Annotated in this window: 21 protein-coding genes; 7 read left to right on the top strand and 14 right to left on the bottom strand. The window is 41.7% G+C overall.

Features of this window, described 5'->3' with window-relative positions:
• Nucleotides 1–10 precede the first annotated feature (10 nt).
• From ACS5PU_RS20065 to ACS5PU_RS20085, 5 genes are all read left to right on the top strand, one after another.
• The gene (locus ACS5PU_RS20065) at nt 11–571 is read left to right on the top strand and encodes a hypothetical protein (RefSeq protein ID WP_439460947.1); all 561 of its coding nucleotides are present in this window, start codon (nt 11–13) and stop codon (nt 569–571) included.
• Nucleotides 572–896: 325 nt separating this feature from the next.
• Nucleotides 897–1,208 (top strand): hypothetical protein, encoded by a 312-nt coding sequence (locus ACS5PU_RS20070; protein ID WP_439460948.1) that lies wholly within the window; start codon nt 897–899, stop codon nt 1,206–1,208.
• Nucleotides 1,209–1,359: 151 nt separating this feature from the next.
• Nucleotides 1,360–2,364 (top strand): ABC transporter transmembrane domain-containing protein, encoded by a 1,005-nt coding sequence (locus ACS5PU_RS20075; protein WP_439460949.1) that lies wholly within the window; start codon nt 1,360–1,362, stop codon nt 2,362–2,364.
• 1 nt (nt 2,365) lies between these two features.
• Nucleotides 2,366–3,721 carry an HlyD family secretion protein gene (locus tag ACS5PU_RS20080; protein ID WP_439460950.1) on the top strand — a complete coding sequence of 452 codons (1,356 nt, stop codon included), beginning with the start codon at nt 2,366–2,368 and terminating at the stop codon, nt 3,719–3,721.
• Between the two features lie 16 nt (nt 3,722–3,737).
• On the top strand, nt 3,738–5,204 hold the full coding sequence (locus tag ACS5PU_RS20085) for a TolC family protein (RefSeq protein ID WP_439460951.1): 1,467 nt from the start codon (nt 3,738–3,740) through the stop codon (nt 5,202–5,204).
• A gap of 223 nt (nt 5,205–5,427) precedes the next feature.
• On the opposite strand, the gene ACS5PU_RS20090 is transcribed toward ACS5PU_RS20085, so the two are convergent.
• Genes ACS5PU_RS20090 through ACS5PU_RS20110 form a run of 5 tightly spaced genes read right to left on the bottom strand, consistent with a single transcriptional unit; the run spans nt 5,428 to nt 12,617 of the window.
• Complete coding sequence (locus tag ACS5PU_RS20090) at nt 5,428–6,432, bottom strand: metallophosphoesterase (RefSeq protein ID WP_439460952.1); 1,005 nt, start codon at nt 6,430–6,432, stop codon at nt 5,428–5,430.
• Between the two features lie 2 nt (nt 6,433–6,434).
• Nucleotides 6,435–7,955 (bottom strand): RagB/SusD family nutrient uptake outer membrane protein, encoded by a 1,521-nt coding sequence (locus ACS5PU_RS20095; RefSeq protein ID WP_439460953.1) that lies wholly within the window; start codon nt 7,953–7,955, stop codon nt 6,435–6,437.
• 19 nt (nt 7,956–7,974) lie between these two features.
• A complete protein-coding gene (locus tag ACS5PU_RS20100; protein ID WP_439460954.1) occupies nt 7,975–10,968 on the bottom strand; it encodes a SusC/RagA family TonB-linked outer membrane protein in 2,994 nt (997 codons plus the stop codon).
• 27 nt (nt 10,969–10,995) lie between these two features.
• Nucleotides 10,996–12,006, bottom strand: coding sequence for a FecR family protein (locus ACS5PU_RS20105; RefSeq protein WP_439460955.1), 1,011 nt, complete (start codon nt 12,004–12,006; stop codon nt 10,996–10,998).
• A gap of 59 nt (nt 12,007–12,065) precedes the next feature.
• The gene (locus tag ACS5PU_RS20110) at nt 12,066–12,617 is read right to left on the bottom strand and encodes a sigma-70 family RNA polymerase sigma factor (RefSeq protein ID WP_439460956.1); all 552 of its coding nucleotides are present in this window, start codon (nt 12,615–12,617) and stop codon (nt 12,066–12,068) included.
• Nucleotides 12,618–12,751: 134 nt separating this feature from the next.
• Between ACS5PU_RS20110 and ACS5PU_RS20115 the strand changes: the two genes are divergently transcribed.
• Nucleotides 12,752–13,060 (top strand): hypothetical protein, encoded by a 309-nt coding sequence (locus ACS5PU_RS20115; protein ID WP_439460957.1) that lies wholly within the window; start codon nt 12,752–12,754, stop codon nt 13,058–13,060.
• Between the two features lie 19 nt (nt 13,061–13,079).
• Here ACS5PU_RS20115 and ACS5PU_RS20120 read toward each other — a convergent pair whose 3' ends face one another.
• The 9 genes from ACS5PU_RS20120 to ACS5PU_RS20160 form a co-directional block, all read right to left on the bottom strand.
• Nucleotides 13,080–13,379, bottom strand: a complete 300-nt coding sequence (locus tag ACS5PU_RS20120) for a hypothetical protein (RefSeq protein WP_439460958.1) — start codon at nt 13,377–13,379, stop codon at nt 13,080–13,082.
• A 59-nt stretch (nt 13,380–13,438) separates the two neighbouring features.
• Entirely contained in the window at nt 13,439–13,627 is a 189-nt protein-coding gene (locus ACS5PU_RS20125) for a hypothetical protein (protein ID WP_439460959.1), read from the bottom strand.
• 146 nt (nt 13,628–13,773) lie between these two features.
• Nucleotides 13,774–14,952 (bottom strand): helix-turn-helix domain-containing protein, encoded by a 1,179-nt coding sequence (locus ACS5PU_RS20130; RefSeq protein WP_439460960.1) that lies wholly within the window; start codon nt 14,950–14,952, stop codon nt 13,774–13,776.
• A gap of 187 nt (nt 14,953–15,139) precedes the next feature.
• Nucleotides 15,140–15,958, bottom strand: coding sequence for an endonuclease/exonuclease/phosphatase family protein (locus tag ACS5PU_RS20135; protein ID WP_439460961.1), 819 nt, complete (start codon nt 15,956–15,958; stop codon nt 15,140–15,142).
• 63 nt (nt 15,959–16,021) lie between these two features.
• Nucleotides 16,022–16,513 (bottom strand): RagB/SusD family nutrient uptake outer membrane protein, encoded by a 492-nt coding sequence (locus ACS5PU_RS20140; RefSeq protein ID WP_439460962.1) that lies wholly within the window; start codon nt 16,511–16,513, stop codon nt 16,022–16,024.
• A 156-nt stretch (nt 16,514–16,669) separates the two neighbouring features.
• Complete coding sequence (locus tag ACS5PU_RS20145; RefSeq protein ID WP_439460963.1) at nt 16,670–18,316, bottom strand: RagB/SusD family nutrient uptake outer membrane protein; 1,647 nt, start codon at nt 18,314–18,316, stop codon at nt 16,670–16,672.
• Nucleotides 18,317–18,430: 114 nt separating this feature from the next.
• Nucleotides 18,431–21,823, bottom strand: a complete 3,393-nt coding sequence (locus tag ACS5PU_RS20150) for a TonB-dependent receptor (protein ID WP_439460964.1) — start codon at nt 21,821–21,823, stop codon at nt 18,431–18,433.
• A gap of 223 nt (nt 21,824–22,046) precedes the next feature.
• Nucleotides 22,047–23,192: a FecR family protein gene (locus tag ACS5PU_RS20155; protein ID WP_439460965.1), complete on the bottom strand. Its 1,146-nt coding sequence runs from the start codon at nt 23,190–23,192 to the stop codon at nt 22,047–22,049.
• Nucleotides 23,193–23,446: 254 nt separating this feature from the next.
• The gene (locus ACS5PU_RS20160) at nt 23,447–24,037 is read right to left on the bottom strand and encodes an RNA polymerase sigma-70 factor (protein WP_439460966.1); all 591 of its coding nucleotides are present in this window, start codon (nt 24,035–24,037) and stop codon (nt 23,447–23,449) included.
• Nucleotides 24,038–24,426: 389 nt separating this feature from the next.
• On the opposite strand from ACS5PU_RS20160, the gene ACS5PU_RS20165 reads away from it, so the two are divergent.
• Nucleotides 24,427–24,792: a hypothetical protein gene (locus ACS5PU_RS20165; protein ID WP_439460967.1), complete on the top strand. Its 366-nt coding sequence runs from the start codon at nt 24,427–24,429 to the stop codon at nt 24,790–24,792.
• Nucleotides 24,793–24,853: the final 61 nt, after the last annotated feature.

The raw sequence follows: 24,853 nt of genomic DNA on the forward strand, positions 1-24,853 counted from the left end.
TCTAAATCATATGAAACAACATACCGCAATTCGCCTGGCCACCCACCGGGAGTATTTTCTTGGCTCAAATTTTTTAGACAATTGTTATTTTGAAATCAAAAGACCTTCAGACTGCTCCATTACTGAACTGCATTATTTTTATCTAATGCTACGCAAGGGAAACAAGGTATCTCCGATTGATCTGCCATTAAAAATCCTCCATGCCGAATTCCTTGGCTTTTGCTATCAGCATAAAAAACTGGTCGGCATTTCAGCGATCAAAAGGCCCACAATATCTTATTTAATGGATGTGCATCAAAAAGCTGGTGTGGTAAGCAGAATCAACAAACCTTTTATGGAAGTTGGCTATTCTTATACGCGTTCAGCCTTCCGGCAAAAAGGGATCAGTAGTACATTGAAAAGGATGCTGCTTCAAAAGATTAACCAATACGGTGGTACCCTTTTTTCTACCACTGCCACACCCAGCAGTCAGCGTTTTCTGTTGAATAACGGCTTCCGTGCATGTGGAAATCCCTATCAGGGCATTTATGATCACAATATTATTTATTTTGAGCGGAATGCCAAGCTTTAAGGAATCAGGTTAACTGTTTAAACTGGTTCAGCGGTTAACTGTGGAACCGGCCACCTCATAAATTAGCGATATCTGTGGGCACATGGTTTAAACTATTCGCGGTAATGCACCAAACCTCGGTCATCGGTCTCTCCTACTTCGGACTGCCCCAATTCATCCCAATTACCTGCATTTTCTAATGCCGTTTTAATTCTACTATAACATTTAAGTAAGGTTTTTAAAAAGCCGGCCAAATTTGACGTTTTGCCCAATCAATGTTTGTTCCTGATGGTTTTACAAGCATATATTTGTAATACACATGATGAGCTTACTGAGGAAAAACTTATTGAAAAACATATTTGGCATCTTGCTTCTTGGTCTTTTGGCTGCGAAATTCTGTGCCTTTTCGATTTCGATATTTTTATCTTCCACTCATCCCACAGCCATCGAAAAAAGCAGCGAAGAGCACAAAGATAAAGAAGAAGAATCTTTTGATAAGGCAAAGAAAAAACTGCTCATTTACGAAACTTCAAAAACAGAAGGTTTAAGCTCCCTGTTAACAAATAGCGCTTCTGGCAATAAATACGCCTATAGGTTTAGTACCTGTAGTGTGCCTGCCAAAAACGTGCCTACTCCCCCTCCAAACCTGCTTTCTTAACATTGTAAGCTTCTTTAAACATTACAATCATCGTGCTTTAAATCCCAGAACAATAGGTATAAGCATGCAATGTACTATTTGAATAACCCACAACAGGCAAAGCCATACTTAACTGATGAGTATGCCATTGCTTCATCTTTAAATCAAAAAAATGAAAAATCATCACGCTGCCAGCGCGCCCACGCCCTGGCAAAGATTGGTGCGTATGCTTCACCTAGAACGCAAAACCATCAATTATATCTATGTATACGCCATTTTAATTGGCTTAATCGGCCTATCGCTGCCGCTAGGTACAAGTGCAGTATTTAACCTGCTTTCCAACGGCGCCATGTACAGCTCTACCTACATCCTGATTGCCGTAATTTTAGCGGGCATTGTTGTAGGCGGACTGTTGTTAATAGGCCAGTTAACTTTAGTTGAGTTTTTAGAACAGAAAATATTTACCAAAGCCGCCCTCGAATTTGCTTTCCGCTTACCGAGGATAAAAAAGAAGGCCCTGGAAGGAGAAAGTCCGACAGAACTGGTTAACCGTTTTTTCGATATTCTTACCATACAGAAAGGTTTGACAAAATTGCTGGTAGATATTGTTGCCTCGGGTGTGCTCATATTTTTTAGCGTAATACTATTGTCGTTCTATCACCCGGTATTTATGGCGATAGGCACATTTGTACTCTTGGCCATCGGGTTGATTTTGGTGCTGTACTACCGCCAAGGGGTAAATACAAGCATGGAAGAATCAGGCTACAAATATGAAGTTGTTGGCTATCTGGAAGAAATTGCTGCCGATCTGGACACCTATCGCAACAGCAGCACCAAGAGAAAAGAAATTATTAGCCGGACAGATGAAATAACCGCCAACTATATCCAGGCCCGCAACGATCATTTTGGCGTTCTGAAAAAGTTTTTTGTTAGTGCCATAGCCATGCGCACCATACTGATGGGTGCACTGCTGTTATTGGGTTCTTATTTTGTGGTGGAGCGGCAAATGACCTTCGGCCAGTTTGTGGCTGCAGAGGTGCTTATTGTCCAGATCAGTTATGCCATTGAAAAACTCATGACCAATTTAAATACCGTTTTCGATATGGTAACTGGCAGCGAAAAGCTTGCTGTGGTTACTGATCTGGAACTGGAGGAAGGAGATATTAACCATGGGTAAAATGAATAACAATTTGGCCCAATTGCAAAACTGGGAAAGCCTTTCGGTACATGCAAACCGTAAGATTATAGATGCCCGTGGGCCAAAAAGGCTGGGAAGAATCCTCCTGTTTATCATGGCCTTTATTGTAGTTTTGCTTTGTTTGCCTTACAGGCAAACCATACCTGGGCGCGGCATAGTAACCGCACTACGACCGGAGGACCGGCCACAAACCGTACAAAATCAGATTGGCGGCCGTATTGAGCATTGGGCAGTGCGCGAAGGCCAGGAAGTAAAGAAAGGCGATACCATACTCGTTATTTCTGAAACCAGTCAATCTTATTTCGACCCCGAACTGCCAACACGCTTAAACGAACAGCTTGATGCCAAACGGGGAAGCGAAACCGCTGCCGTACAAAAAATTGATGCCACCAAAGCACAAATGAAAGCGCTGAGCGATGGTTTGCGTTTTCAGATGAAAGCCGCAGAAAATAAGGTGCTTCAGGCCAGAAACTATGTGAGTATTGATAGCGCAGACCTGCTGGCGGTTCAAAAATTTTACGAAACAACCAAAGTACGTTTAGAACGATATGAAGCAGGCTATAAAAACGGTCTTTTCTCGCTTACGGATATTGAAACGCGGAGGTTAAAACTGCAAGAAGATAATGCCAAAGTAATCAGTCAGCGGAATAAGCTGAACAATGCCACCCAAAATTTGCTGAATGCAACTATAGAACTCGATAACATCAGGGCCAAATACCAGGAATCGTTATCAAAGGCGCAATCGGATATGAGCTCAGCTATATCCAGCCGTGCAAGTGCACAGGGAGATATTGCCAAGTTGCGCAACGATATCTCGAATATCAGCATCAGGCGCGGCCTTTATGTGGTAAGGGCGCCACAAAGTGGTTTTGTGGTTAAAACCTTAAAGGCAGGGATTGGCGAAAACATTAAAGAAGGCGAATCGGTAGCCACCTTACAGCCAAAATCGCCAATGGTTGCTGCAGAACTTTATGTAAGTGCAATGGATGTTCCCTTGATATTGGATACGAGTGATGTACGCCTACAATTTGAAGGCTGGCCCTCGGTACAGTTTGCAGGCTGGCCTTCGGTAGCAGTGGGAACTTTTGCCGGAAAAGTATTCTCTATCGACCGTGTGAGCAGTGCCGGAGGCAAATACCGCTTACTGATCAGCCAAACCAATCCAGTACCATCCAAAGATGAACCCTGGCCGCCTCAGCTGCGCCAAGGATCGGGTGTATATGGCCGCATCATTTTACGGTCGGTACCGCTCTGGTATGAAATATGGCGCCAACTCAATGGTTTCCCGCCAAGTTTGGATAAAGAACCTGTAAGTAACAGTAAGGATAAAAATTAGTGTTGGAGGTGAATAAATGAAATCAGGATTAATTAAATTTTTATTGCTTGCCTTAACCTTATTATCGGGCAGATTAAGTTTTGGCCAAACCCCAAACACACCGTTTGTAAAAAAGGTTACAGATACTGCAAAGGTTTTTGCACTGGATGATCTGCAAATGATGGTTTTTAGGTATCATCCCATCATCAGGCAGGCGGCATTGCTCAGCGAATCGGCCAAGGCCAATGTGCTGCAATCGCTAGGTTATTTCGATCCAACGCTCAAGGCGGGTTTTAGCAATAAGTTTTTCGGAAATACCGAATACTATAACAAATGGAACAGCGAACTCAAAATTCCGCTTTGGCTTGCCGGTGCCGATTTAAAGCTAGGCTACGACCGGAATGTGGGCACTTATATCAATCCCGAAAACCGAACGGGCGGGCAAGGGCTAACGGCTATTGGAATAAGCATCCCTTTGGGCCAGGGATTGTTGATTGATGCGCGTAGAAATACGTTGAGGCAATCGAAACTGATGGTTCAATATGCCGAAGCCGATCAGCTGAAACAGATTAACAGCGTTTGGTACGGCATAGTAAAAGATTACTGGAACTGGTATTACGCCCACAAACAGTTCGAACTGATTAACGAAGGACTTGAACTGGCGCAGCGCAGGTTCAGGGCACTGAGCACGCAAACCCTAATGGGCGATAAACCAGGTATCGATTCGGTTGAAGCCAAAATTACTGTTCAGGAGAGGATTATTCAAAAAGAAAAATCCGCAATCGAACTCCAAAATGCAAGGTTGGTGCTTTCTAATCACCTTTGGAATGATGAAGGACAACCATTGGAACTTCCGGTAGATGCGCTTCCACAGTATACGGCCGAAGCCATTGGCAAACCGAGTCCGCTGTTGCTCGATACGCTTTTGGGCCAGGCAGCCAACCAGCACCCCGAATTGTTAAAACTGCGCAGCAAGGGCGAACAGTTGGAAATAGAGAAAAGTTACCGACAGGAAATGCTAAAACCCAAACTGAATGTTATTGGGAACCTCATTTCTAACCGTACAGGTTTTAACAGCAATGTTCCGGGTTATTACGATTTTAACTGGAGTAATTATAAGTTTGGTATCGAATTTGCCTTTCCGCTTTTTTTGCGGGCCGAAAGAGGAAAACTGAGGGCGGTAAAGATTAAACAGCAAGAGCTGGATTACGATATACAGCAGTATGGTAGGGAAATCAAAAACAACGTGATTACGGCATATAACGATCTTTCTGCCTATGCTGCCCAGCTAGCGGTTCAGATTAAAAGCATCGAAAATCAGCAGATCCTGGTTGACGGGGAAAATCAAAAATTTACATTGGGCGAAAGCACGCTTTTTTTGATCAACAGTAGGGAAACGAAACTGATCGATATGAAAATTAAACAGGAAAGCATGATTGCGGGGTACCAAAAAGCAATGGCCGAGCTGTACTACAAGGCCGGAACGAAGGAAACACGGTTGTAAAGGATTAAATGATTGATGTTAAACGAAAGAGGCTGTTCTATAAGTACAAATGTCATCCTGAACCTGTCGAAGGACTTTATTAAATGCGTTGGAAAGCATTTCGACAGGCTCAATGTGACAAATCCGAATCAGATTCTGTACTTATGAGACAGCCTCTTTATGTTTTGTTACAATTGGGTTATTTTATTACCCCACCCTACTACAACTCTAAAATAATTTACCATTAAGCTTTGCGTAATGTTGTTTCATAAATATTCTTACCGGTATGATCGATGATCTTTGCATTCAACCGGTTCTGATCAATTGAAAAGTACATAAAACCGTGGGTGGAGGCTTCGAATTTACTATAAGGTATGCCCGAGGTAACCGGGGTAACTTCAGACCCGGCGCCAGAAATAAACTGATGGGTATAACCACCGGTACTGAGGTGCTGCAAAGAGTGGTCGTGGCCCGATAGGTACACATCCACCTTATTCTTTTCGAAAATACCGGCAAGTACCTTTCTTACCGCCAAGGTATCGTAATTCTTAATCCTTGGGCCCACTGTATATATCGGGTGATGCCCCATTACCATTTTCCATTTCACATCTGGTCCGGCATTTTTCAGGGTTTCATCCAACCATGCAAGTTGCTTTTCGGGCTGTTGATCCTGAACCCAAGGCTTGTACTGTTCGCTTTCATGAAACTCTGGAATAAGTGGACAGGTATCGATATAAGCCATCAAAACCTTTCCACCGCCTTTAATCGGCACTTCTTTTGAATAATAGCGGGCAGGCATTTTCCAGCGCCTACTGATTTTACTGTACCGCACCTGTGCATCGGGATCTGAGATGTAATCGTGATTGCCCAAAATAGGATACCAATCCCATTGCAATGCAAAATCGGTATAGATATTTTCGAAAGAATAATGCCAAAGTGGATCGTGCTCGCTGGTTACGCCCTTTGGATAAAAATTATCCCCTAGCGAGATAATAAAATCATTGGGGTTTTCTGTAGCCCACTTGCCCATCTGTGCGGCCACATGCTTTTGATGGTCGGCCCCATTTCTTCCCCAATCTCCAACTGCCATAAAATGAACCGGGTAATCATCCTTAAGGTCATTTCGAGGGGCAACATCATCGCTTTCCAAATGGGTTTGCGGTATTTCGGCTAACGATTGTAGCGGCGATAGCACACTAGCACCAATTGCACTGAGTGCAGTACCTTTTACAAAATCTCTTCTTTTCATTTCTAGTAGCCTGCGTTTTGTTTAAGGTTTTTGTTCAATACAATTTCGGTGGCAGGGATAGGAAAAATATCGCGCGTGGCGCCTTCGTTCCCTGCTTTAAAGCCCCATTTCCCCTGGTATTTGCCAAAACGGATCAAATCATTACGTCTCCATCCTTCCCAGGCCAGCTCGCGTCCTCTTTCTTCCAAAATGCCATCCAAGGTAATGCTGGTCACTTCTGCTGCCATGGCACGTGCCTTCACTTTATTTACCAGCTTAAGCGCCTCGGTTGTAGAACCTCCTGTTCTTAACAAAGCCTCTGCCTTTAAAAGGTAAACATCGGCGAGCCTAAATATGGGCATATCGTTATTTTGAAAACGCGTACTGCTGTTGGTATTTGGATCAGGGTAAAATTTAATGGAACGTACGCCCCTCGAAATCCCGTTTACCTCTGCACCCACATCCATTGTTTCGGTATTGGTAAGGATAATTTCGGGTGTAAAGTTCAATTGAACCGAACCGTTGAGGATTGGAGTGGTACCATCAGCCAGAAATTGTTTACCGGCCAACCAGGTTGCATTGCGGATATCGCCCGGTAAGTTAAAAGTATCATAAAACTCTTTTAAGGTACATTGTGCATTACTCGGACTGAATGGAAGATTATACTTCGCCCTTAAACTTGCATGCAAAGTGTAACGGGTAATTGCATTTCCGGCAGAATAGTTCGAATCGTAAATGGCCGCAAAAATGGTTTCGGTATTGGCCCCATTGGTTGGAGAAAAAAGTGTATTATAATCGCTTACCAAAGCCATTGCCGTACCATTGATGATTTTATCGCCATAGGTTATAGATTCGGCATACATGGGTTTACCAATATATTGTTCGGCGTTGATATAAAGCTTCTGCAATAAGGCATAAGCCATCCATTTGGTTGGGCGTCCATAATATTCTGCAGTTACCGTTGTGGGTGCCGACAGTCCTTCTGAAACCGCTAAAAGTTCCTTTTCGATATAACTGAACACTTCGGCCCTGGTGGCTTGTTTTGGACTTTCGGAAGTACCGAAACTGGTAATTGGAACATTACCGAACATATCCATCACATAGAAATAATACAGGGCGCGCATGGTACGGATCTCATTTAAGAACTGCGTTTTGGTTGGACTGTTTGCCGATTTCTCTAACAGGTTAAGTACCCTGTTACAATCGCTGATACCGGCATAGCCCCATTGCCATGCTGCCTGAATAATGGGATGATCGGGTAACCAGTTGTGTTTATGCAGGGTTTGGTATCGGCCCTGATCGTAATAACCTCCGTTGCGTGCGGTAATGATGGCTTCATCACTGGTTAATTCGTACATTCTCCAGATATCGACGCCGAAGCCGGCATTAAATTTCTGATAAACCGTACCTGTAGCCGCTACGAAAGCATCTGGCGTTACCGGAAAGTTTTCGCTGGTAAGCTGCGATTCTACATTCACATCCAGTTTAGTGCAGCTAGCCAGGGTTATGGCCATTAAGGCTGCTACTTTTATATATTTTTTCATGATCTGTTGTTGAATTAATTTATAGGTTAAAGTTTAGCCCAAAAATTGCAGAGCGTGTTTTTGGATAGAAATTTCTATAATCGATACCCGGCGTTTGGCCGGCCATGCTAATTTCAGGATCTACGCCCTTATACTTGGTAATAATGAAAAGGTTATTGCCCGATGCATATACACGCAGGCTTTTGGTGCCTTTTAATTTAAAGGTATAGCCAAGGGTAGCATTATCCAAACGCAGATAAGAGCCGCTTTCCATGTAACGGTCTGAAACGAACTGTGCCTTATCATCATTAATAGATTCGGTTAAAGCATCTTTCGCTATATTGGTTTGAAAGGCATAAATCGGTGCAGTCATATCAGCCAGCGTAGCATTTAGTATTTTGTTGCCATAAACGCCGCGGATAAAGAAATTGAAATCGAACTGTTTATACCTGAACGTATTGTTCCATCCGTATAATAGTTTTGGCTGTGCCGATCCGGTAACCTCGAAATTTTCGAAACCTGTGTTCGCTGTCGAGGCGTTTCCGGCCTTATCATAAAACATCGATTTTCCGTTGGCATCTTTGCCTGCATACCTCAGGGTGTAAAACGACCCCAATGGTAACCCTTCTCTGATAATCTGATAGCCCAATGCACCCGATTGCCCTCTTCCACCCACATTGGCGGTATAAAACTCGTTCGCCTGGAATAAATCGTTCGAGATTGAAGTAATTTCGTTCTTGTTGTGCGATAAGTTGATGGCCGTATTCCAACTAAAGTTCTTGGTTTTTACCGGTGTGGTGTTCAATGTAAACTCAATCCCTTTATTGGTCATGGCACCCACATTAGCCGTTAACACGTTAAAAGGATACTGGGTTGTAGATACCGAATATGGTGCAATAAGATCGGTTGTTTTTTTGTTGTAAACATCGATTGAACCCGATACTTTATTTTTAAAAAGGCTGAAATCCAAACCGATATTCAAAGTAGCCGTACGCTCCCATTTTAAGTTTGGATTATCGTTCTGAATTGGCCCGATTGCAGTTAACCACTTTCCATTTGAATAAAAATAAGATCCGCTCTGTGCACCATAAACCAATCTGGCGGTGTAAGCATCAAAACCTACTGAATTTCCGGAAACGCCATAACCTGCACGCAGTTTAAGGTTATCCACAAAAGATAAATTTTCCATAAAGGTTTCCCGGTCAATGTTCCAACCTGCCGATACGGATGGGAACATTCCCCATCTATTGTTGATACCGAATGCGGAAGATCCGTCTCTACGGATGGTGGCCTGCAACAGGTACTTGCCTTTATAATCGTAAATGGCCCTTCCGTAAAAGGAGATTAAGCGCAAAGTAGAAATGTAAATGCTACCGTAGTTTACCACAGTTGAACCGTTGCCATTACTTAAGCCAATGTTGTTCCATAACAGATCGTCGGAAACGAAATTCTGTCCTGAAGTTTGAAATCCATCGCCATTACGGTTTTCCTGCCATGAATAACCGGCCAGCAATTTCAGGCCATGATCGCCAAAATTTTTATCGTAGTTGAAATATCCTTCAAAAACCTTTTGCGTGTTTTTGATAGATGAGCGTTCTGCATAACCATTAAACCCCTGCTTTAACATAGATGCACGGTTGTTGTACAGATTTTCGTTAATCTGCTCGCTCTGCACCGAAACCATTGCATTAAAATCCAATCCGTTTAAAATATTGGCTTTAACAGCGCCATTAATCAGATAAAGATTTGTTTTTCCCTGAAAGGTATTGTTTTCTAACAAAGCCACTGGATTGTAATAACCACCTGTACCTGTGGTTCTTGATGGGTCTTCGTAAAAACTGCCATCGGCTTTTCTTACCCCCACGGTAGGCAGGTAGGTAAACATATTGTTGTAAACCTGGCTTGCAATCCTATCATTGGTCGTATTGCTGTTGGTTAGGTTTAAATTTAATTTCAAACGGTTATTCAATAACCGTTGCTCCATATTTGCCCTGGCAATAAAGCGTTCCATGCCTGAGGTTTTGATAATCCCCTGGTTATCGAAATAGTTAAGGCTTGCACCGTAAGACGAATTTTCGCCGCCCCCGTTAAAATTCAGGTTATGGCTCTGTGAAATACCTGTTCTGGTTACTTCTTTTAACCAATCGGTACTGCTTCCATCGTCGCTAATTTTATCAAGGGTTTTGCCGTTATCCTTTAGGTATGTCCTCAGCTCATCACCACTGGCCATTTCAATACTGTTAGAAATGGTTTCTGCTGCAGCATAAGCACTGTACGATAGTTTTGCAAGTCCTTTGCCCGCATTTTTAGTGTTTACCATAATTACACCGTTTGCAGCCCTCGAGCCATAAATAGCGGTTGAGGAGGCATCTTTAAGCACCTCCATGCTCATGATATCATCTGGCGCCACCAAATCGATTGATGCACCCGGTACACCATCAATTACATAGAAAGGCTCTTGCGCACCCTCTCTAAAACTCGATGGACCACGTAAAATTACAGCAGGCTTATCAGTAGGGTTACCGCTTCTGGTAATGTTTAAACCCGCAACTTTTCCCTGTAGCAATTGCCCCGGACTGCTAACCACCCCACGGTTAAATTCTTCTGGCTTAATGGAGGTAACTGCGCCGGTAATCTGGTTTCGTTTGCTTCTTCCATAACCGATAACCACCTCCTGCAGATCGTTTGCTGCTTCCTTTAATTTTATGCTCAGTGCTATTTGCTGGCCAGTGGTAAGATTGTAGCCCGAAAGCGTATCTGTTTTATATCCAATTGCACTAAAAATAAAACGGTACGGACCGCCTTGTGCAAGCTTGGTAAAACCGAATAATCCGCTGCCAGACGAGGTGGTAACCATTGATTTAAGCGTTTTTTCATGCTCGGCCTTTATGGTAACCCCCGGTATTCCCTGTCCGGAGATATCCAATACCATTCCTTTCACAGGCTGTTCCTGTGCAAAACTTTGACTTGCCCAACCGATTATGCCTGAGCATAAAATCGTTTTGAGCATTTTGAGCCTTTTACTGTACATCATAAATTGTGTTGATACTGTTTGGTTTTATTAATTGGATTTTTGAATAATAAATTCTTGTGTTGATACCTTATTCAAGGTCATGTTATTGATCAGGCAGATCATATTGAGTATAGCTTCAGGCTCATCTTTAGCTGTATCTACGCTGCCTGTAAAAGTAATTTTGCCAATTTCCTTTTGGTCGGCGCTGATTTTAATTCCATACGCTTCGGTTAAAAGATGGAAAACCTTGCTCAATGGAATATTTTTCATACTAATAAGATTGCCCGTTCTCTTCATAATTTCGGCAGGCGGAATAATTGCTGCAGGTGCTTTAATTATCCGGGTTGCTGATGCAGATGGATTGTAAACTAAAGTTGTACCCACTTCTGAGATATAAGCGAGTGGCTTTTTGGTTTGGATATTGGCTACCACAATTTTACCGGTATGGAGTTTTACCGAAATATTAGGCCCAATGGTGCTGATGGTAAAAGAAGTACCCAAAGCTGTGGTTTTCAAAGCCCCCGAATACACACTAAAAGGCCGTTCTGTGTTTCTTTTAACCTTAAACTTTGCCTTCCCGGTTAAATAAACATCGCGGAATTTTTGATTAAACAGTTTTTCAAATTTGATGGTCGAGTGCGGATATATACTGATGAGTGATGAATCGGGCATTTGATATTTAATAACCGTTCTGCCTGGATTAGTGACTGTTTTCCAGGCGTTTTCAATCAGCGGGGCATTTACCTTTCGGTTAACATAAGCCTGCTCAGGTTGGGCATGCTTATGGTTTAGCCCAACAAACAGGGCAATACCCAACAATACTACCACACAGGCTGCAGATAGGTATTTTGTAAATTGAACGATCTTAATTTTTAATGCTTGCCTGCTTTCCTGTTTTTCGGCAATATGGCCAAAAATGAGGCTCCGCATCTGTTCAGATTTAGCTGCAGATAGCTCTTCTTCATTGCTTTTAAAAGACTTCCATTCCTGATCGCTAAATTTTTCGCGGATGAATGTTTTGGTATTTAGCTTGCGCCTATCTCCCTTTTGTGGTTTCATATAGTTATTACGTACGCCGCGGGCTTTACCCTTACGGCTTAACAATAACTTAATATGCGTTAAAGCAATACAGTAAACATGTAGTGTTTTAGCCTGGAGAGCACTTTTCCAATATGGCTTTCAACGGTGCGGGTAGAGATGCCAAGCATTTCGGCTATTTCGGCATACGACATCCCATTATCGCGGCTTAAATTAAAAACCATTTTGCGCATGGGCGGCATGGTTTCAATTTCCTGCTCAAATCTTTTAAGTAAATCCTTACTCTCAATCATTTTCATGAGATTATCGGTAAATGGATATTGTGCAGATTTATTGTTGTATTTGAGCCTGATCGATTCTCTCCGCAGCTCATCGATCATCACCTGCCTGGCCATTCCAAAAAGCTGGATATCTAAGTCAAGTGTTTCATTTAGGGTACTTCTTTTTTCCCACAAGCGGATAAAACAGAGTTGAACTACTTCCGTAGCAATATAATCAGATTGTGTTTTCTTAAGTACAAAACCATAAATCTGCCTGTGGTAGCAGGCATAGGCCCCGTTAAATGCAGCAACATTTTCTGATTTAATCTCTGAAATGATGTTCTTATCCATTAATGCGGCAAAATTATCCACTTTGCAACTCGTATGGTTTAAGTTAATATTATGGTTGTGTAAACTTTCGGACTTAAATTTGGCAGCCACGATTGTTATTCTGCTAAAAAACAGAGTACTGGAACCTAGCAATCATTTAATATTCAGCTCAAACGATGCTAATACTGTTGTGGTATTATTACCATATGGTACGCATCAGTTTTTCAAAACTCAGTTTTAAAGAATTCTCCAACTGTCCGTTAGAGCGGCTTGATGAAGAAATTTCCCGCTATGCTATACGGATGAAACTTTACGGTAATCCCCTAACACCAGGAGATGGAGCAGCCTACCTGAAACAGCTGGACCGCTTAACGGTTTTAAAAAACATTAGCCAGTTAAGAAAGGGAAAAATGGCACATGATGATTTTATGCATAAGGTAATATTAGTAGAAAGCGAACAGCCAATGAGTCCGCCTTCTAGCTAAGCGCATTAATCAATAAAAATCAGGTGGGCAAATGGCCAAGATTTACCGCAGCGTTTGCATTGGAAAATGAATGTACAAAAGATTCAATTTTGTAATAGGCGGCACTAAGCCTTTCGTCATTTTCTAACTGACTAAGTTTTTCGCTGGTAATGTGGTTTGCAGCTAGTGCAATAGTCATGAAGGGTACATTGCATATACTCAATTTGTAGCGTATTTTCCGGTACTCGAGTACGGGTACAATGTTCATTTCCTTTAAAAAAAAATCTATCCGTTGGATGGCATCAAGAATATCTAAGCCGGGGGTTAAATGTACGGGCATGAATAAAATCTGATCGGCTGAAACTGTTGAGGGTTAATTATCTTAAAACAGCAAATCTGCTATTGTATATTGGTACTGTAGGTTTCGGTATCTGTTTCGCGCTGAAAAATGGCACCGCTCGAAACCGATTGTACAGCAGTTAAAACGGTTAGCGATTTGGTATCATGATCAATAAAGTTAACCAGTTCGTTAAACTTTCTCGTTGCAAGGGTAAAAATCATTACCGATCTGCTTTCTCTTTTCTCCATAAAAAAATGTTTTGTGCGGCACATGAAATGCTGCAGACTGAAAATCTACATCCTGTTTAAGGCTGCGCCGCAAATCTGGTCAATCTACTTCCATTGTGGTAGTTTAGCCCCTGTTAAGATGTATCAATTTCTTAAATCGTTACATTTTATGCAGTCTGAAGCGCTTTTAAAGAGGCGAGATAAGCGGATGGAGTGGTATTCATTACTTTCTTAAAGGCATTAAAAAAAGTATTGCGCGAAGAGAAACCAGCTTCGAGTGCAATGGCTTCGAGGGTAAACTGTTTCCAATCGCCCTGCTCCAGCCTGCCCCTGATATATTCAATCCGGAGGTTATTGATGTAGGTACTGAAATTAAGCTGATAGTGGTTATTGAAAAGTTCGGAAAGTTTATGGTTCTGGATATCGAGCACAGAAGCGAGCTCGCTCAGGTTTAGTCCAGGCCGCCTAAAAAGTTCCTGTTCTTTAATGGCCAATGTTACCTGTTGCGCCAGTTTGGTATCAACCGTTTTTGGCCTTGCTTTTTCGCCGGCTAAAAGGGGCCGGTATTGCTCCAGGTTATTGCCCGCCACCGCGGCTCTTTTGCTGAGGCCGTAAATGAGTTCGGGATTGATAAAAAACATGAAGCTCAAAATCAGCAGGCAAAAACATAAAAAAAGTACAAGCGATCCTTCGTGCAGTATAAACCAGATATGGGCACGGTTCTGTAAAATAGTAATGTTAATAACCAACATCCCCAAATAAATAACCGCACACACTCCACTGAAAAAATAAATCCAGTTAATGGTCTGTTTATGCTGTGCTTCCTGCTTTGCCGACTGATAGGTTAACCTTATCTGAAAAAATGTATAAACACAGGCCGATAGTGGAAAGGTAAACCAGTGCCAGGGCTCCACAATATACGCGCTATTGGAAAAGGCAAACTGCACATCGGCTACAACACGGTTTACAACTGCCTGCTGCGCCTGCAGGCTGAGCAGGTTATAAGGTATAATTGAAATGATGGCAGGGATAACGATCAGAAAATGGAAGAGATCGTTTTTTTTAAAACGCGAATGTTGTGGCTGTAACGAACCGCGGAAATACAGGTACAAACAGGGCGCAATTGCATAATAGAATGGCAGCCCTTTGTTAAACAGATAGGGATAATTTTTAATCTGCCCCGAATTGGTTAAAAGATAAATAAGTGCATACCATGCTACCCCTACAATAGCGAGCGTTAACAAAAAATTGAGGTAGAACTTATCCCTTCCGTAAAGCAGGAGTTTGGCAATAACTACCGAGAGAATAAAAATTGCACCGATAACGGTGAAAAAAAAAGGATGCAAGACTATAAAATTAATGAAGCCCTTAAATTTAAAAATAATAAACAGGCCCCGAAGAAAATAATTTTATTGTTTTACAAAAAAGCAATTGCCCTAATGATGTTTATCCAATTTTAATAGTGCAAAATTATTGTTTAAAACCTACAATGCACCACCCAATAAAGGCAATGCATTGCAGGTATGAATAAGGTTAAGGCTTAAGATCGATTACCGATAAAATCGGCAGGTGATCTGAAGCGTATCTTTCGGCCACTACCTCATGAAAAATTACGTTAAAGGGATTACCTTTCTTAAAGGCAATGTGATCGATTGTTTTTTTAGGATTGATTACCGGAATGGTGAAGCCGCAATTGCCGCAGCTACGGGTAAATGCGGCATCGAATATCCTGATCGTTTCTGAAGCCGGTTCAGCGTTCAGATCGCCGGCCAATATCAGGGGTAAAGTTTCATTGGCAGTTAATTTAACCAGCTCTTTTACCTGCATAATCCTGTTTTCTTCAGGGCGCTGTGAATCCAGGTGTGTAGAAGCAAAGCGAATGTACTTGCCATGTGCCACTTCTACTGTTGCAATGGCCATTACGCGCTGTTCGGCCTTGGCATCCCTATTTTTAGGCAGCATATAGGTTTTCTGCTCAGATAGTGGAAACCGCGAAAGAATGGCTACTCCATAATCACCACCGTCATGATCGATGGCCTTACCGAAATAAAAGTTCATTTTAAGCTTTTGGGCCAGCAATACCGCTTCGTTAATATTGCCCGAGCGTTTGGTATTTACATCAACCTCTTGCAGGGCCACCAGATCGGGGTGCTGTGCGGCAATGGCCTTTGCCACAGCATTTAAATCGATGGTACCGGCTTTCTCTTTAGAAGGTGGATTGCAGTGGTGAATGTTGTAGCTCATTACCCTGAAACGGCTGATACTTTTGGTAGCAGTATTGCTACCAATTTTGGGCGAACAGCCAGAAAAGAGCAGAGCGGTGATTAAAATAAGTGAATGATAAGATTTCATGTTGATAGATTTAGCTAAATATGCTTAAAATACAGCACTTCTAAAAGAAGCGCTGTATAAATTTTACCATCCCGGATTTTGTCCCAATACCGGGTTGCGCTGCACCTGCGTAATGGGAATAGGCCATAGGTAATTTTTAGGATCGATAAATTTACGCCCTGTATTGACCACAAAATACCCTTTTGCATCGGTAGCAATGGTGGCCACATATTGCTGATTAAAGCTTTCTACCAGGCTCTTTTTCATTCCTTTTACATCTTCTGCCAGTAAAGCGCCCTGTTTCCAGCGCATAATATCGTAATAGCGCTGCCCTTCGAGTGCCAGTTCAACCCTGCGCTCGCGTCTTATTTCTGTTTTTAAATCAAGTCCGGCTGCCACGAGTTCGCTAATCACCATCTTTTTCATCCCCACCCTGTCGCGCAGTTTGTTAATGGTATTATCAATATCCGTTTGGGTAAGTTTACCCTGCTCAAAACGTGCTTCGGCAAGTATCAAAAGTATTTCAGCGTAGCGGATGAGGTGGATATCGTTCGAATCCTGACTCACGGTGCCCACTGCCCCTACTTCTACATAGTTCTCAGTTGGAAATTTGCAGTTGGCAATTTGCAGCTCTCACCTAACCGATTTAAACCCTTAACCCATTTTAAAAAAAATAGCGACCAGAAAAACCGGCCGCTATTTATCAATTATTCATTAGGTGTTGTGTTTATCTTAATATCCAGGGTTTTGCTTTAAAACACCTTTACTCAGGTCTATTTCCTCTTGTGGTATCGGCATTAAATAAAGTTTATCTGTCCAAACCCGTTTTTGAACTTCTTTATTTTTGATGCTGTTGATCGATTTCATTACCTGAGGTGCTGTTTTCCAACGGCGGATATCCATGTACCTTTGTCCCTCCAGTGCCAATTCTACTCGTCTTTCGCTTCTGATCAATTCTCTCAGTGTGGCCTGGCTGGCGTATTTGGTACGATCAACCAAAGGCATGCCTGCACGGCTTCTGATCTTATCCAATGCATCGTAAATACTGGCATCTGGGCCGCTTAATTCATTTTTGGCTTCGGCGTAGGTGAGCAATACTTCAGCATAACGGATTAAAATAATATTGGCATGGTTATCTATTTGCTCTCTGTAAATTTTAGGGTCTACCAATTTGCGGAAACCATATCCTATTTGAGAGTAATTCGAAGTACCTTCAGTCCAAACAAAGCTAAAATCATCTTCAATGGCATTCCATGGTGCTCCGGGGAACAGAATGGTAGCGTAAAACCTTGGATCTCTATTTTTAAATTCATTGGCAAAGGCCGGATCGTTGGCCAGGTATAAAGTTGCCCTTTGTGCCGCATCAACCGGGGTTACGGGCTCGCCAGTTTTGTAACTGCCATAACTGTTTACCAGCTCCTGGGTAGGCACAATAGATGCCCAGCCACCTAAATCGGCTGTTGGCAAATAGGTGTTCAAAGAATTCACATCCTGCAACGGAATCTGTTGCCTGTCCAAAATAACTTCAACATTACCTTCATTAGCCTGTTGAAAAAGTGCCTCGTAACTGCGCAGCCCCAACCTGAATTTAGTCTGATCGGCCTGATCGGCAAAATTTACCCATTGGCTGTAGTCATCCTTGGTATCTAAGGCCGATTCGCTGGTTACTTTGAACAAATTATAACCCAAGCCCATTACTGCGGTTGATGATTCTACAGCTTTATCCCATTGGCCTGCATACAAATGTGCCCTTGCTTTTAATGCCAAGGCAGCACCTTTGGTAACACGGCCTTTTTCGTTGGGTTTACCGCCTGCATACGTTTGTGGTAAAACTTTCGATATGGCTTCTAACTCGTCAATAACAAATTTTAATACCTGATCTTTTGGGGTACGGGGCACATTTTCTTCACCCAGCTTTACTGTTTTGGTAAGTAATGGAACATCTCCAAATTTACTGAGCATGTTAAAGTAAGTAAGCGCCCTGATAAAACGCACTTCGGCTTTATACCTTTCCAATAAGGTCTTATCAATCGCGGTTACCTTATCGGCATTATCTAAAAAATAATTGGCCCGCCCTATGGCATCAAAGCTCCAACCCGCATCGCCAGTTGCATTTAACGCGCCAGATGAGGCATCGGTAGCTGTACTTTCCCAAGGGTATTGCGCATAAGCATTATCAGTTGCTCCGTCATCATACACAATTCCTTCTCCCGGCATTTGATTATAAACGCCATTTACCGCTAAGTAAACATCATTTTCACTTTTCCAGAAGGTTGACTCTGATAATTGATTAAGGGGAGGTCTTTCCAAAAAATCTTTTTTACAGGAGTAAACTGTTGCTAAGCACAGTATCCCTAAAATTATATATATCTTTTTCATCTGTTTTTAATTATCGACCGCAATCTTTTGTACTTATCCCTTTGTTTTTATTGATCGCGATCTTCATTTCAGTAATTTTTCTAATTGATTGGCAAATCATAAGGATTAATGCTATTAAAACCCTGCACTTAATCCAAACGACCATGTTTTAATACCCGGATAACCACCACGGCCCGAAGCTGATTCTGGATCATAATCGGCTAAACGTTTATCGGCCATAATGGTAAATGGATTATTGGCCGTACCGTATATCCTTAATTTATTTAAACCGATTTTTTTGCTGAACAACTGTGGAACGGTGTAACCGAGCGTAATGCCCCTCACCCTGAAATAAGCGCCACTAAATAAATAAAAGGAAGAAAGCTGGTTGATATTATGCGTAGAGTTTGCCGAAAGCAATGTGCGCGGAAAATCTGCATTTGGATCAGGGTTGCTCGTTGTCCACCTGTTTAACATTTGAACCTTAGCATTTGCACCATTAAAAAATGGCGTAGAAGCTTCCTGTCCTAAATTGGTTTTAACCTTGGCCACACCGTAGGTAAGCACGTTTAGATCAAAACCTTTGTAATTTGCACTAAAATTAAAGCCATAGTTGATGTAGGGTACGTCGTTTCCGATAATGGTGCGGTCGTTGGCATCTATCTTGTTATCCCCGTTCAGGTCTTTAAACTTGATGTCGCCCGCTCTAGTATTGGCACTCTGAAAGGCATGTGCAGCTACTTCTGCATCGGTTGCAAAAAGTCCATCGGCTTCGTAGCCATAAAATGAACCTATTGATTCGCCAACCCTTTGGATGAAGTTACCATCAAACCTATCGTTGTTATTGTCGCCAATTTTGGTAATTTCTGCTTTGATAAGCGATAAGTTACCACCGATAGAGAAGTTAAAATCTTTCCCGATTTTGTTGTTGTGGGTAACCATTAACTCAAAACCTCTATTTCTGGTAGAAGCCGAGTTGGTAAAAGGTGTGGTTAAAGGATAAGTTGCCAGTGCTGCGTTGCTAAGCAACAAATCTTTGGTGTCTTTAATGTAATACTCTGCAGTTACATCAAGTTTTCCTTTAAACAAAGTCATATCTACACCAAAGTTGGTCATGTACACACGCTCCCAGGTTGTAGTTGGCGAAGATCCTTGCGATTGCCATACACCGCCCTGAGCAGTACCTTCAAAACTGTATTGATAACCGGTATTCAGCAGATCGAAATAATTTCCGACACGTACCACATCCTGATTACCCAATGAACCATAAGAGGCACGCAGCTTCAGGTTATCAACCCATTTCACATTCTGCATAAAATCTTCTCTCGAAATTGCCCAGCCCGCAGATGCAGAAGGGAAAACCGCTCTTCTTACATCTTCACGGAAACGGGAAGAATAATCAATACGGGTGTTTAATTCCAATAAATATTTATCGTTAAAAGCATAGTTTAAACGGCCAAATACCGATCTCATCGCCCACTCTTCCGAAGCCGATCTATTGGCTAAGCCATAGATGCCTCCTATTACATCACTTCCATCAGTATCCGAAATAATATCTTCGCCGTTTGATGAACCATTGATTACGGTAGTGAGATCGTTATTTACAAAATTCCTGCGGCCAACAAACGAGCTTCTTATGATGTTGCTTTCTTGCGTAGCACCAACCGTAATTTTACCGAAGTGCTTACCAAAAGTACGCTCATAATCAACCGTTCCCTGTACCAAAAGTTCCCTTCTTTTCGAAAAGTACTCAGACATGTCGTTCTGTAATCTTTGTGTAGAAGTTAAAGGCTGTCCGGTAATGAAATCGTTGATTGGGGCCATGGTATTGTTAAAGGCCCAATTATTTCCATCGGTAAATTTTAAAGAGGCTAATCCATTAATAGAAAGCCCTTTTAGTGGGGTTAACGATGCATTAACTGCCGATTGGAAATAGTTGTTCCTATTCCAACCTTTGCTGCTTTCTTCAATTAACCGGGCCTGGTTACGCCCTGCCAATGAAGCATTCGATTTTCCGTTATCTATTGATCCCCACTCCCCGTTGCTTTGTTTAAAAACCGTAGTTGGAAGCGATCTGTTCAGCTCCGTCCACGACATATTGCCTTTGCGATCGAAGCTCTGGTTAATGTACGAAAGGTTGGTCCCAATTTTTAAAAGCTCAGGTATCACCTTGGTATCGGTGTTCAGTTTGGCTACAAATCTTTGCTGGGTCCTATCTGGGATTAACGATTCTTGGGTAATATAATTTGCAGACAGATAACTGCTGGTGGATTTGCCCGGTGCATTGATGTTCAGGTTAATATCGCTCTGTGGTGCAGAAGTGCGGAGGATTTCTTTATACCAATCGGTGTTCGGATAGCGATCAGGATCGCTTCCGCTCTGATATTTCTGTATTTCGGCAGCTGTAAAAAGTGCCGGCCGGCCAACATTGATCAAAGCTTCGTTATAAAGGTTGGCATAATCTACCGAACCGAGATATTTGGCAATACGGGTGGGCATTTGCCAGCCATAATTGGCATTTAACTCGATAGTGGTTTTCTCGCCACCGCCCCGTTTGGTGGTTACCATAATTACGCCATTGGCCGCACGCGATCCATATAAAGCTGCTGAAGATGCATCTTTTAGCACCGACATGCCAGAAATATCGTTAGGGTTTAAAGAGGCAAATTCTTGCGAACTGGCCGGAATACCATCAATAATATACAATGGTGTACCTCCGCCAGCCAAGCTGCTTCTGCCCCTTATAGTCACTGCTGTACTTCCGGTAGCACTTGCGCTTACATCGCCAGGCCTTTGTAAAATGGTTAAGCCCGGAGAAACGCCCTGAAGGGCATTTTGAAGCGAAGTTACCGGGCGCTCCTTTAATTGTTTTGGCGTAATGGTTGCAATGGCGCCGGTTAAATTGGCTTTCTTTTGTGTACCATAAGCTACCACAACCACTTCATTTAAATTATTGGCCTGTGGTACCAAGGTAATTTTTAAGCTAGCTGCTGCTTTAACCTCTTGGGTTTGATAGCCCATATACGAAACAACCAATATGGCATCATCGCTTACGCCAACCAGTTTAAAATTTCCATTTTCATCGCTGGCAGCTCCCTGTTCCTTGCCTTTTACTTTAATGCTGGCTCCGGGTATCCCTTTGCCAAGTTCATCTAAAATAGTACCGATTACATCAATTACCCTATTTACAGGTGTATTTTCTGTTGATTTGTTGGCAGGGCTAAGGTTTGCCGGCCTTTCTTTAACCACAATGGTGTTGGCCTGTATAGAATAGGTTAAAGGCTGGTTTTTAAAACACTGGTTCAAAGCCTCGGTAAGGGGCATATCTTTTACATCGATATTTACAGCATTTGCCTTTTTTAAATCGCTCTGGATAAAAAATAAATTATAGCCGCTTTGATTTTTTATTGCTTTAAGCACTTTTTGCAGCGATGCATTTTTCTCGTTAAGCGTTATGTTCTTTTGTGCAAAACTGGCCGCATTAACATGTAAAAAAGCTACTAAAAGCAATAGAATGGTTAGCTTCATAGATAATAGAATTTTATTCTTCATACAGCTGGCGCCGTATAAATTAAAATCGTAAATTTTCATACATTTGTTAGGTTTTTAGATTAGTTAAATGCTTATAGCAGTAGCTATTACATTTAATTTGTTTTAACTATTTGGTTATCGTTGGAACTATTTTAATCTAAAGCTTTAAACGGGTTTCGATTGCAGTCGAAATCCGTTTTCCAGATTAAAATTTAAGGTGTTATTTTAAGATTTTAATCCTCCTTCCCTCTATTTTAAATTTAAACTTATCGGTAGATTCTAATATGTTCAGTGTTTGCTGCAGGTTGTTGTGCTTAGAAAAAGACCCTCCGAAATAAATCCCGTCAAAATCACCAACATACTCGATATCAACATCGTACCACCGTGCCAGTTTTTGCATGGCCTCTTTAATGCCTTCGTTATTAAAAACAAAAAAGCCATTTTTCCAGGCAATGTATTCTTCTACATCAACATTTGAAATGGCAAAACCAGTCCGCTGAAAAACAGCCTGCTGACCTGGCTTTAGCTTGCCCGAGGCCTGTGGATTAAAATTGTTGACGGCTACGCTGCCCTCTACCAAAGTGGTTTTAATGTTGGCATCGTCTGCATAGGCACTTACATTAAAATGGGTACCCAGCACACTGATTTCCTGCTTGGCTGTTTTTAGCTTAAAGGGTTTATTTTTGTTTTTGGCCACTTCGAAATAACCTTCGCCGCTCAGCTCTACCCTTCGGTATGCCCCGTTGAATGAGGTTGGGTATTTTAATGATGACAGTGCATTTAGCCAAACTTTTGTACCATCGGGCAGGCTCACCTGGTATTGTCCGCCGGCCGGTGTGTTAATGGTATTAAAACCGGTTTTAGATGTAGCCGGTTTGGTGTTTGAAATTGTATATATCAGTTGCCCATCAGCTGTTTTGCTAATGCTTATCCCATCTTGTGTGGCTATGGTACCGTTACTAACCTGATCTAAATTAATTTTTGTGCCATCGGAAAGGGTTAAAGTAGCTTTGTTACCACCAGGCTTAATTAACGAGGCCATGTGGTTATGTGAAGCGGTATTGGATCTTTGTTTAAAAATATACCAGCCTAAACCCAATACCAATAGTAAGGATGCAGCAGCTGCCACACGGTAGAAGTATCTGCTTGGTTTCTTTTTCTCCTGTTGATAAATCTGCAGGTTAATCTTATCGAAAATCCTTTCGCCCGTTTGAGTGTGTTCTTGCTCGGCTATGGCTTCATTAGGAGGTAATCCGGTTAATTTTAATTGTTTATCGTACCAAGATTCGAGTTCGAGGCGTTCTTCTCCACTGGCAATACCGGCTATATATTTTTCTGTTAAATTGGTTAGTTCTACTTTTTTCAATTGCTTATGGTTTGGTGTATGTACCAAAAATGGGGGCTATCCCCCAAAAGAAATTTAATTATTATGTAAAACACTAATAAACAGCGTTTTATTTTTAATAAATTTTAGGTGGCACAGTGATTTATTAGCCTGTAAATATTAAACTAACCATATAAGTAATTAAAGGAAATAGAATACCAAAACTTAAGCGAACTTATATGCCTTACATGTTAAAAATTTAAACACCAGCTTTAAATAAACTATAAGGTAAAAAACTATTTACCCCAAATACCAGCCAACAATAAAATAGCCCAGAACAAAAATTCGCCCATATCGGTACGCAACCGTCGCAAGGCTATTGTAATTTGGTTTTCTACAGTTTTTGGCGAAATATTCAACCGGTCGGCAATTTCTTTTACGCTGAGGTGTTCCTTTCTGCTGAGGATAAAAATTTCCCTGCATTTTTGTGGCAGCTGCTCAATGCTCTTATCCAAGTGGTTGATAATTTCTTTTTCCGCAAAAGCATTTTCTGCATTTTGATAACTCAAGAGTTCTTCCGTTTCGTTTAATAAATCAGTACGCAATTTACCATCTCTTATAGCCTTAAATACCTGAAAACGAACAGCCGTAAATAAATAATTGTTCAGGTTATCAACCGTTGTATGTGCCCGCTTTAACCATAGACTTACAAATATTTCTTGTATAATATCTTCTGCAGCTTCTTTGTTCCTTAAGATGTGATAGGCCGATAGGTATAGCTTACTCCAATACTTATTGTAGATTTTTTCAAACGCCGACCTATCATTGCTTTGCATATCGCTAACAAGCAAACTATCAGGCCATAGTTGTAAATTATCTGGTTTCATTCAGTTAGGGGAATAGCGATTTTTAGCCGGGCTAAAATAGCGGCTCAATTTACATATTTTTTAAATAGATAGGGTGAACTGGCAAATGAGTGGGATGTATTTAACAATTCGGTATAATAATCATGGTCGGATGGGTGCAATTAACCATTTAGAAATACGGAGAGCTAGGTCTATGGAGAGAATGATTATCTAAATGGCCATCAAATTTACCTTATAACCATTAATAGATTAAGATCATCAAGAGCATGGACACAAATGCCATTTGCTACCATCCTAACGTTGCAATCAAATTCTGAAAAATACAGTTAAGTCCATTCAGTTCAAAGCTGGAGGAAGCAAATCAACTTAAAAATTTTTATTTACACACGATTAAATGTAACTTTGTTGCATTGAAAAATTCCGCATCTCGATACCGCAGTGAAATTTTTGCCCGTTTATGGGCTATATTGCTATTGGCTGTATTTTTAAATGCCATGCTGATTGAAAGCCTCCACCACCACGAGGCAGAAAAAACCACTTACAGCAAGCAGGGCTTCAAGCAAAAAGATGTACAACAATTAAACACGGCGAAGCTAAAATGTAAACTCTGCGAAGTGGTTAAACACAGGTCGCACTTTTTCGAATTGCCCATTCCAACCCTATCGCTGTTACCTTTAAACGAAGTAGGAAGCAACCGCGCTGTTTACCTAATGGGGCACCCTATTGCCTACATCTTATCCTGTGCCAACAAAGGCCCACCAAGCTTAGTGGCTTAATCTAAGCCTTTTTCTTTTTTACCAAGCAAATTCATTCTGTTCATGTGCAGCCTATCGGCAC

Origin of the sequence: Pedobacter sp. GSP4 (assembly GCF_051857575.1) — a bacterium.
Classification (GTDB): Bacteria; Bacteroidota; Bacteroidia; order Sphingobacteriales; family Sphingobacteriaceae; genus Pedobacter.

What these genes read in the sequence shown, in the direction of transcription:
- ACS5PU_RS20065 (WP_439460947.1), top strand. Translation starts at nt 11, where the DNA reads ATGAAACAACATACCGCAATTCGCCTGGCCACCCACCGGGAGTATTTT.
- ACS5PU_RS20075 (WP_439460949.1), top strand. Translation starts at nt 1,360, where the DNA reads ATGAAAAATCATCACGCTGCCAGCGCGCCCACGCCCTGGCAAAGATTG.
- ACS5PU_RS20080 (WP_439460950.1), top strand. Translation starts at nt 2,366, where the DNA reads ATGAATAACAATTTGGCCCAATTGCAAAACTGGGAAAGCCTTTCGGTA.
- ACS5PU_RS20085 (WP_439460951.1), top strand. Translation starts at nt 3,738, where the DNA reads ATGAAATCAGGATTAATTAAATTTTTATTGCTTGCCTTAACCTTATTA.
- ACS5PU_RS20090 (WP_439460952.1), bottom strand. Translation starts at nt 6,432, where the DNA reads ATGAAAAGAAGAGATTTTGTAAAAGGTACTGCACTCAGTGCAATTGGT.
- ACS5PU_RS20095 (WP_439460953.1), bottom strand. Translation starts at nt 7,955, where the DNA reads ATGAAAAAATATATAAAAGTAGCAGCCTTAATGGCCATAACCCTGGCT.
- ACS5PU_RS20100 (WP_439460954.1), bottom strand. Translation starts at nt 10,968, where the DNA reads ATGATGTACAGTAAAAGGCTCAAAATGCTCAAAACGATTTTATGCTCA.
- ACS5PU_RS20105 (WP_439460955.1), bottom strand. Translation starts at nt 12,006, where the DNA reads ATGAAACCACAAAAGGGAGATAGGCGCAAGCTAAATACCAAAACATTC.
- ACS5PU_RS20115 (WP_439460957.1), top strand. Translation starts at nt 12,752, where the DNA reads ATGCTAATACTGTTGTGGTATTATTACCATATGGTACGCATCAGTTTT.
- ACS5PU_RS20120 (WP_439460958.1), bottom strand. Translation starts at nt 13,379, where the DNA reads ATGCCCGTACATTTAACCCCCGGCTTAGATATTCTTGATGCCATCCAA.
- ACS5PU_RS20125 (WP_439460959.1), bottom strand. Translation starts at nt 13,627, where the DNA reads ATGGAGAAAAGAGAAAGCAGATCGGTAATGATTTTTACCCTTGCAACG.
- ACS5PU_RS20135 (WP_439460961.1), bottom strand. Translation starts at nt 15,958, where the DNA reads ATGAAATCTTATCATTCACTTATTTTAATCACCGCTCTGCTCTTTTCT.
- ACS5PU_RS20145 (WP_439460963.1), bottom strand. Translation starts at nt 18,316, where the DNA reads ATGAAAAAGATATATATAATTTTAGGGATACTGTGCTTAGCAACAGTT.
- ACS5PU_RS20150 (WP_439460964.1), bottom strand. Translation starts at nt 21,823, where the DNA reads ATGAAGCTAACCATTCTATTGCTTTTAGTAGCTTTTTTACATGTTAAT.
- ACS5PU_RS20160 (WP_439460966.1), bottom strand. Translation starts at nt 24,037, where the DNA reads ATGAAACCAGATAATTTACAACTATGGCCTGATAGTTTGCTTGTTAGC.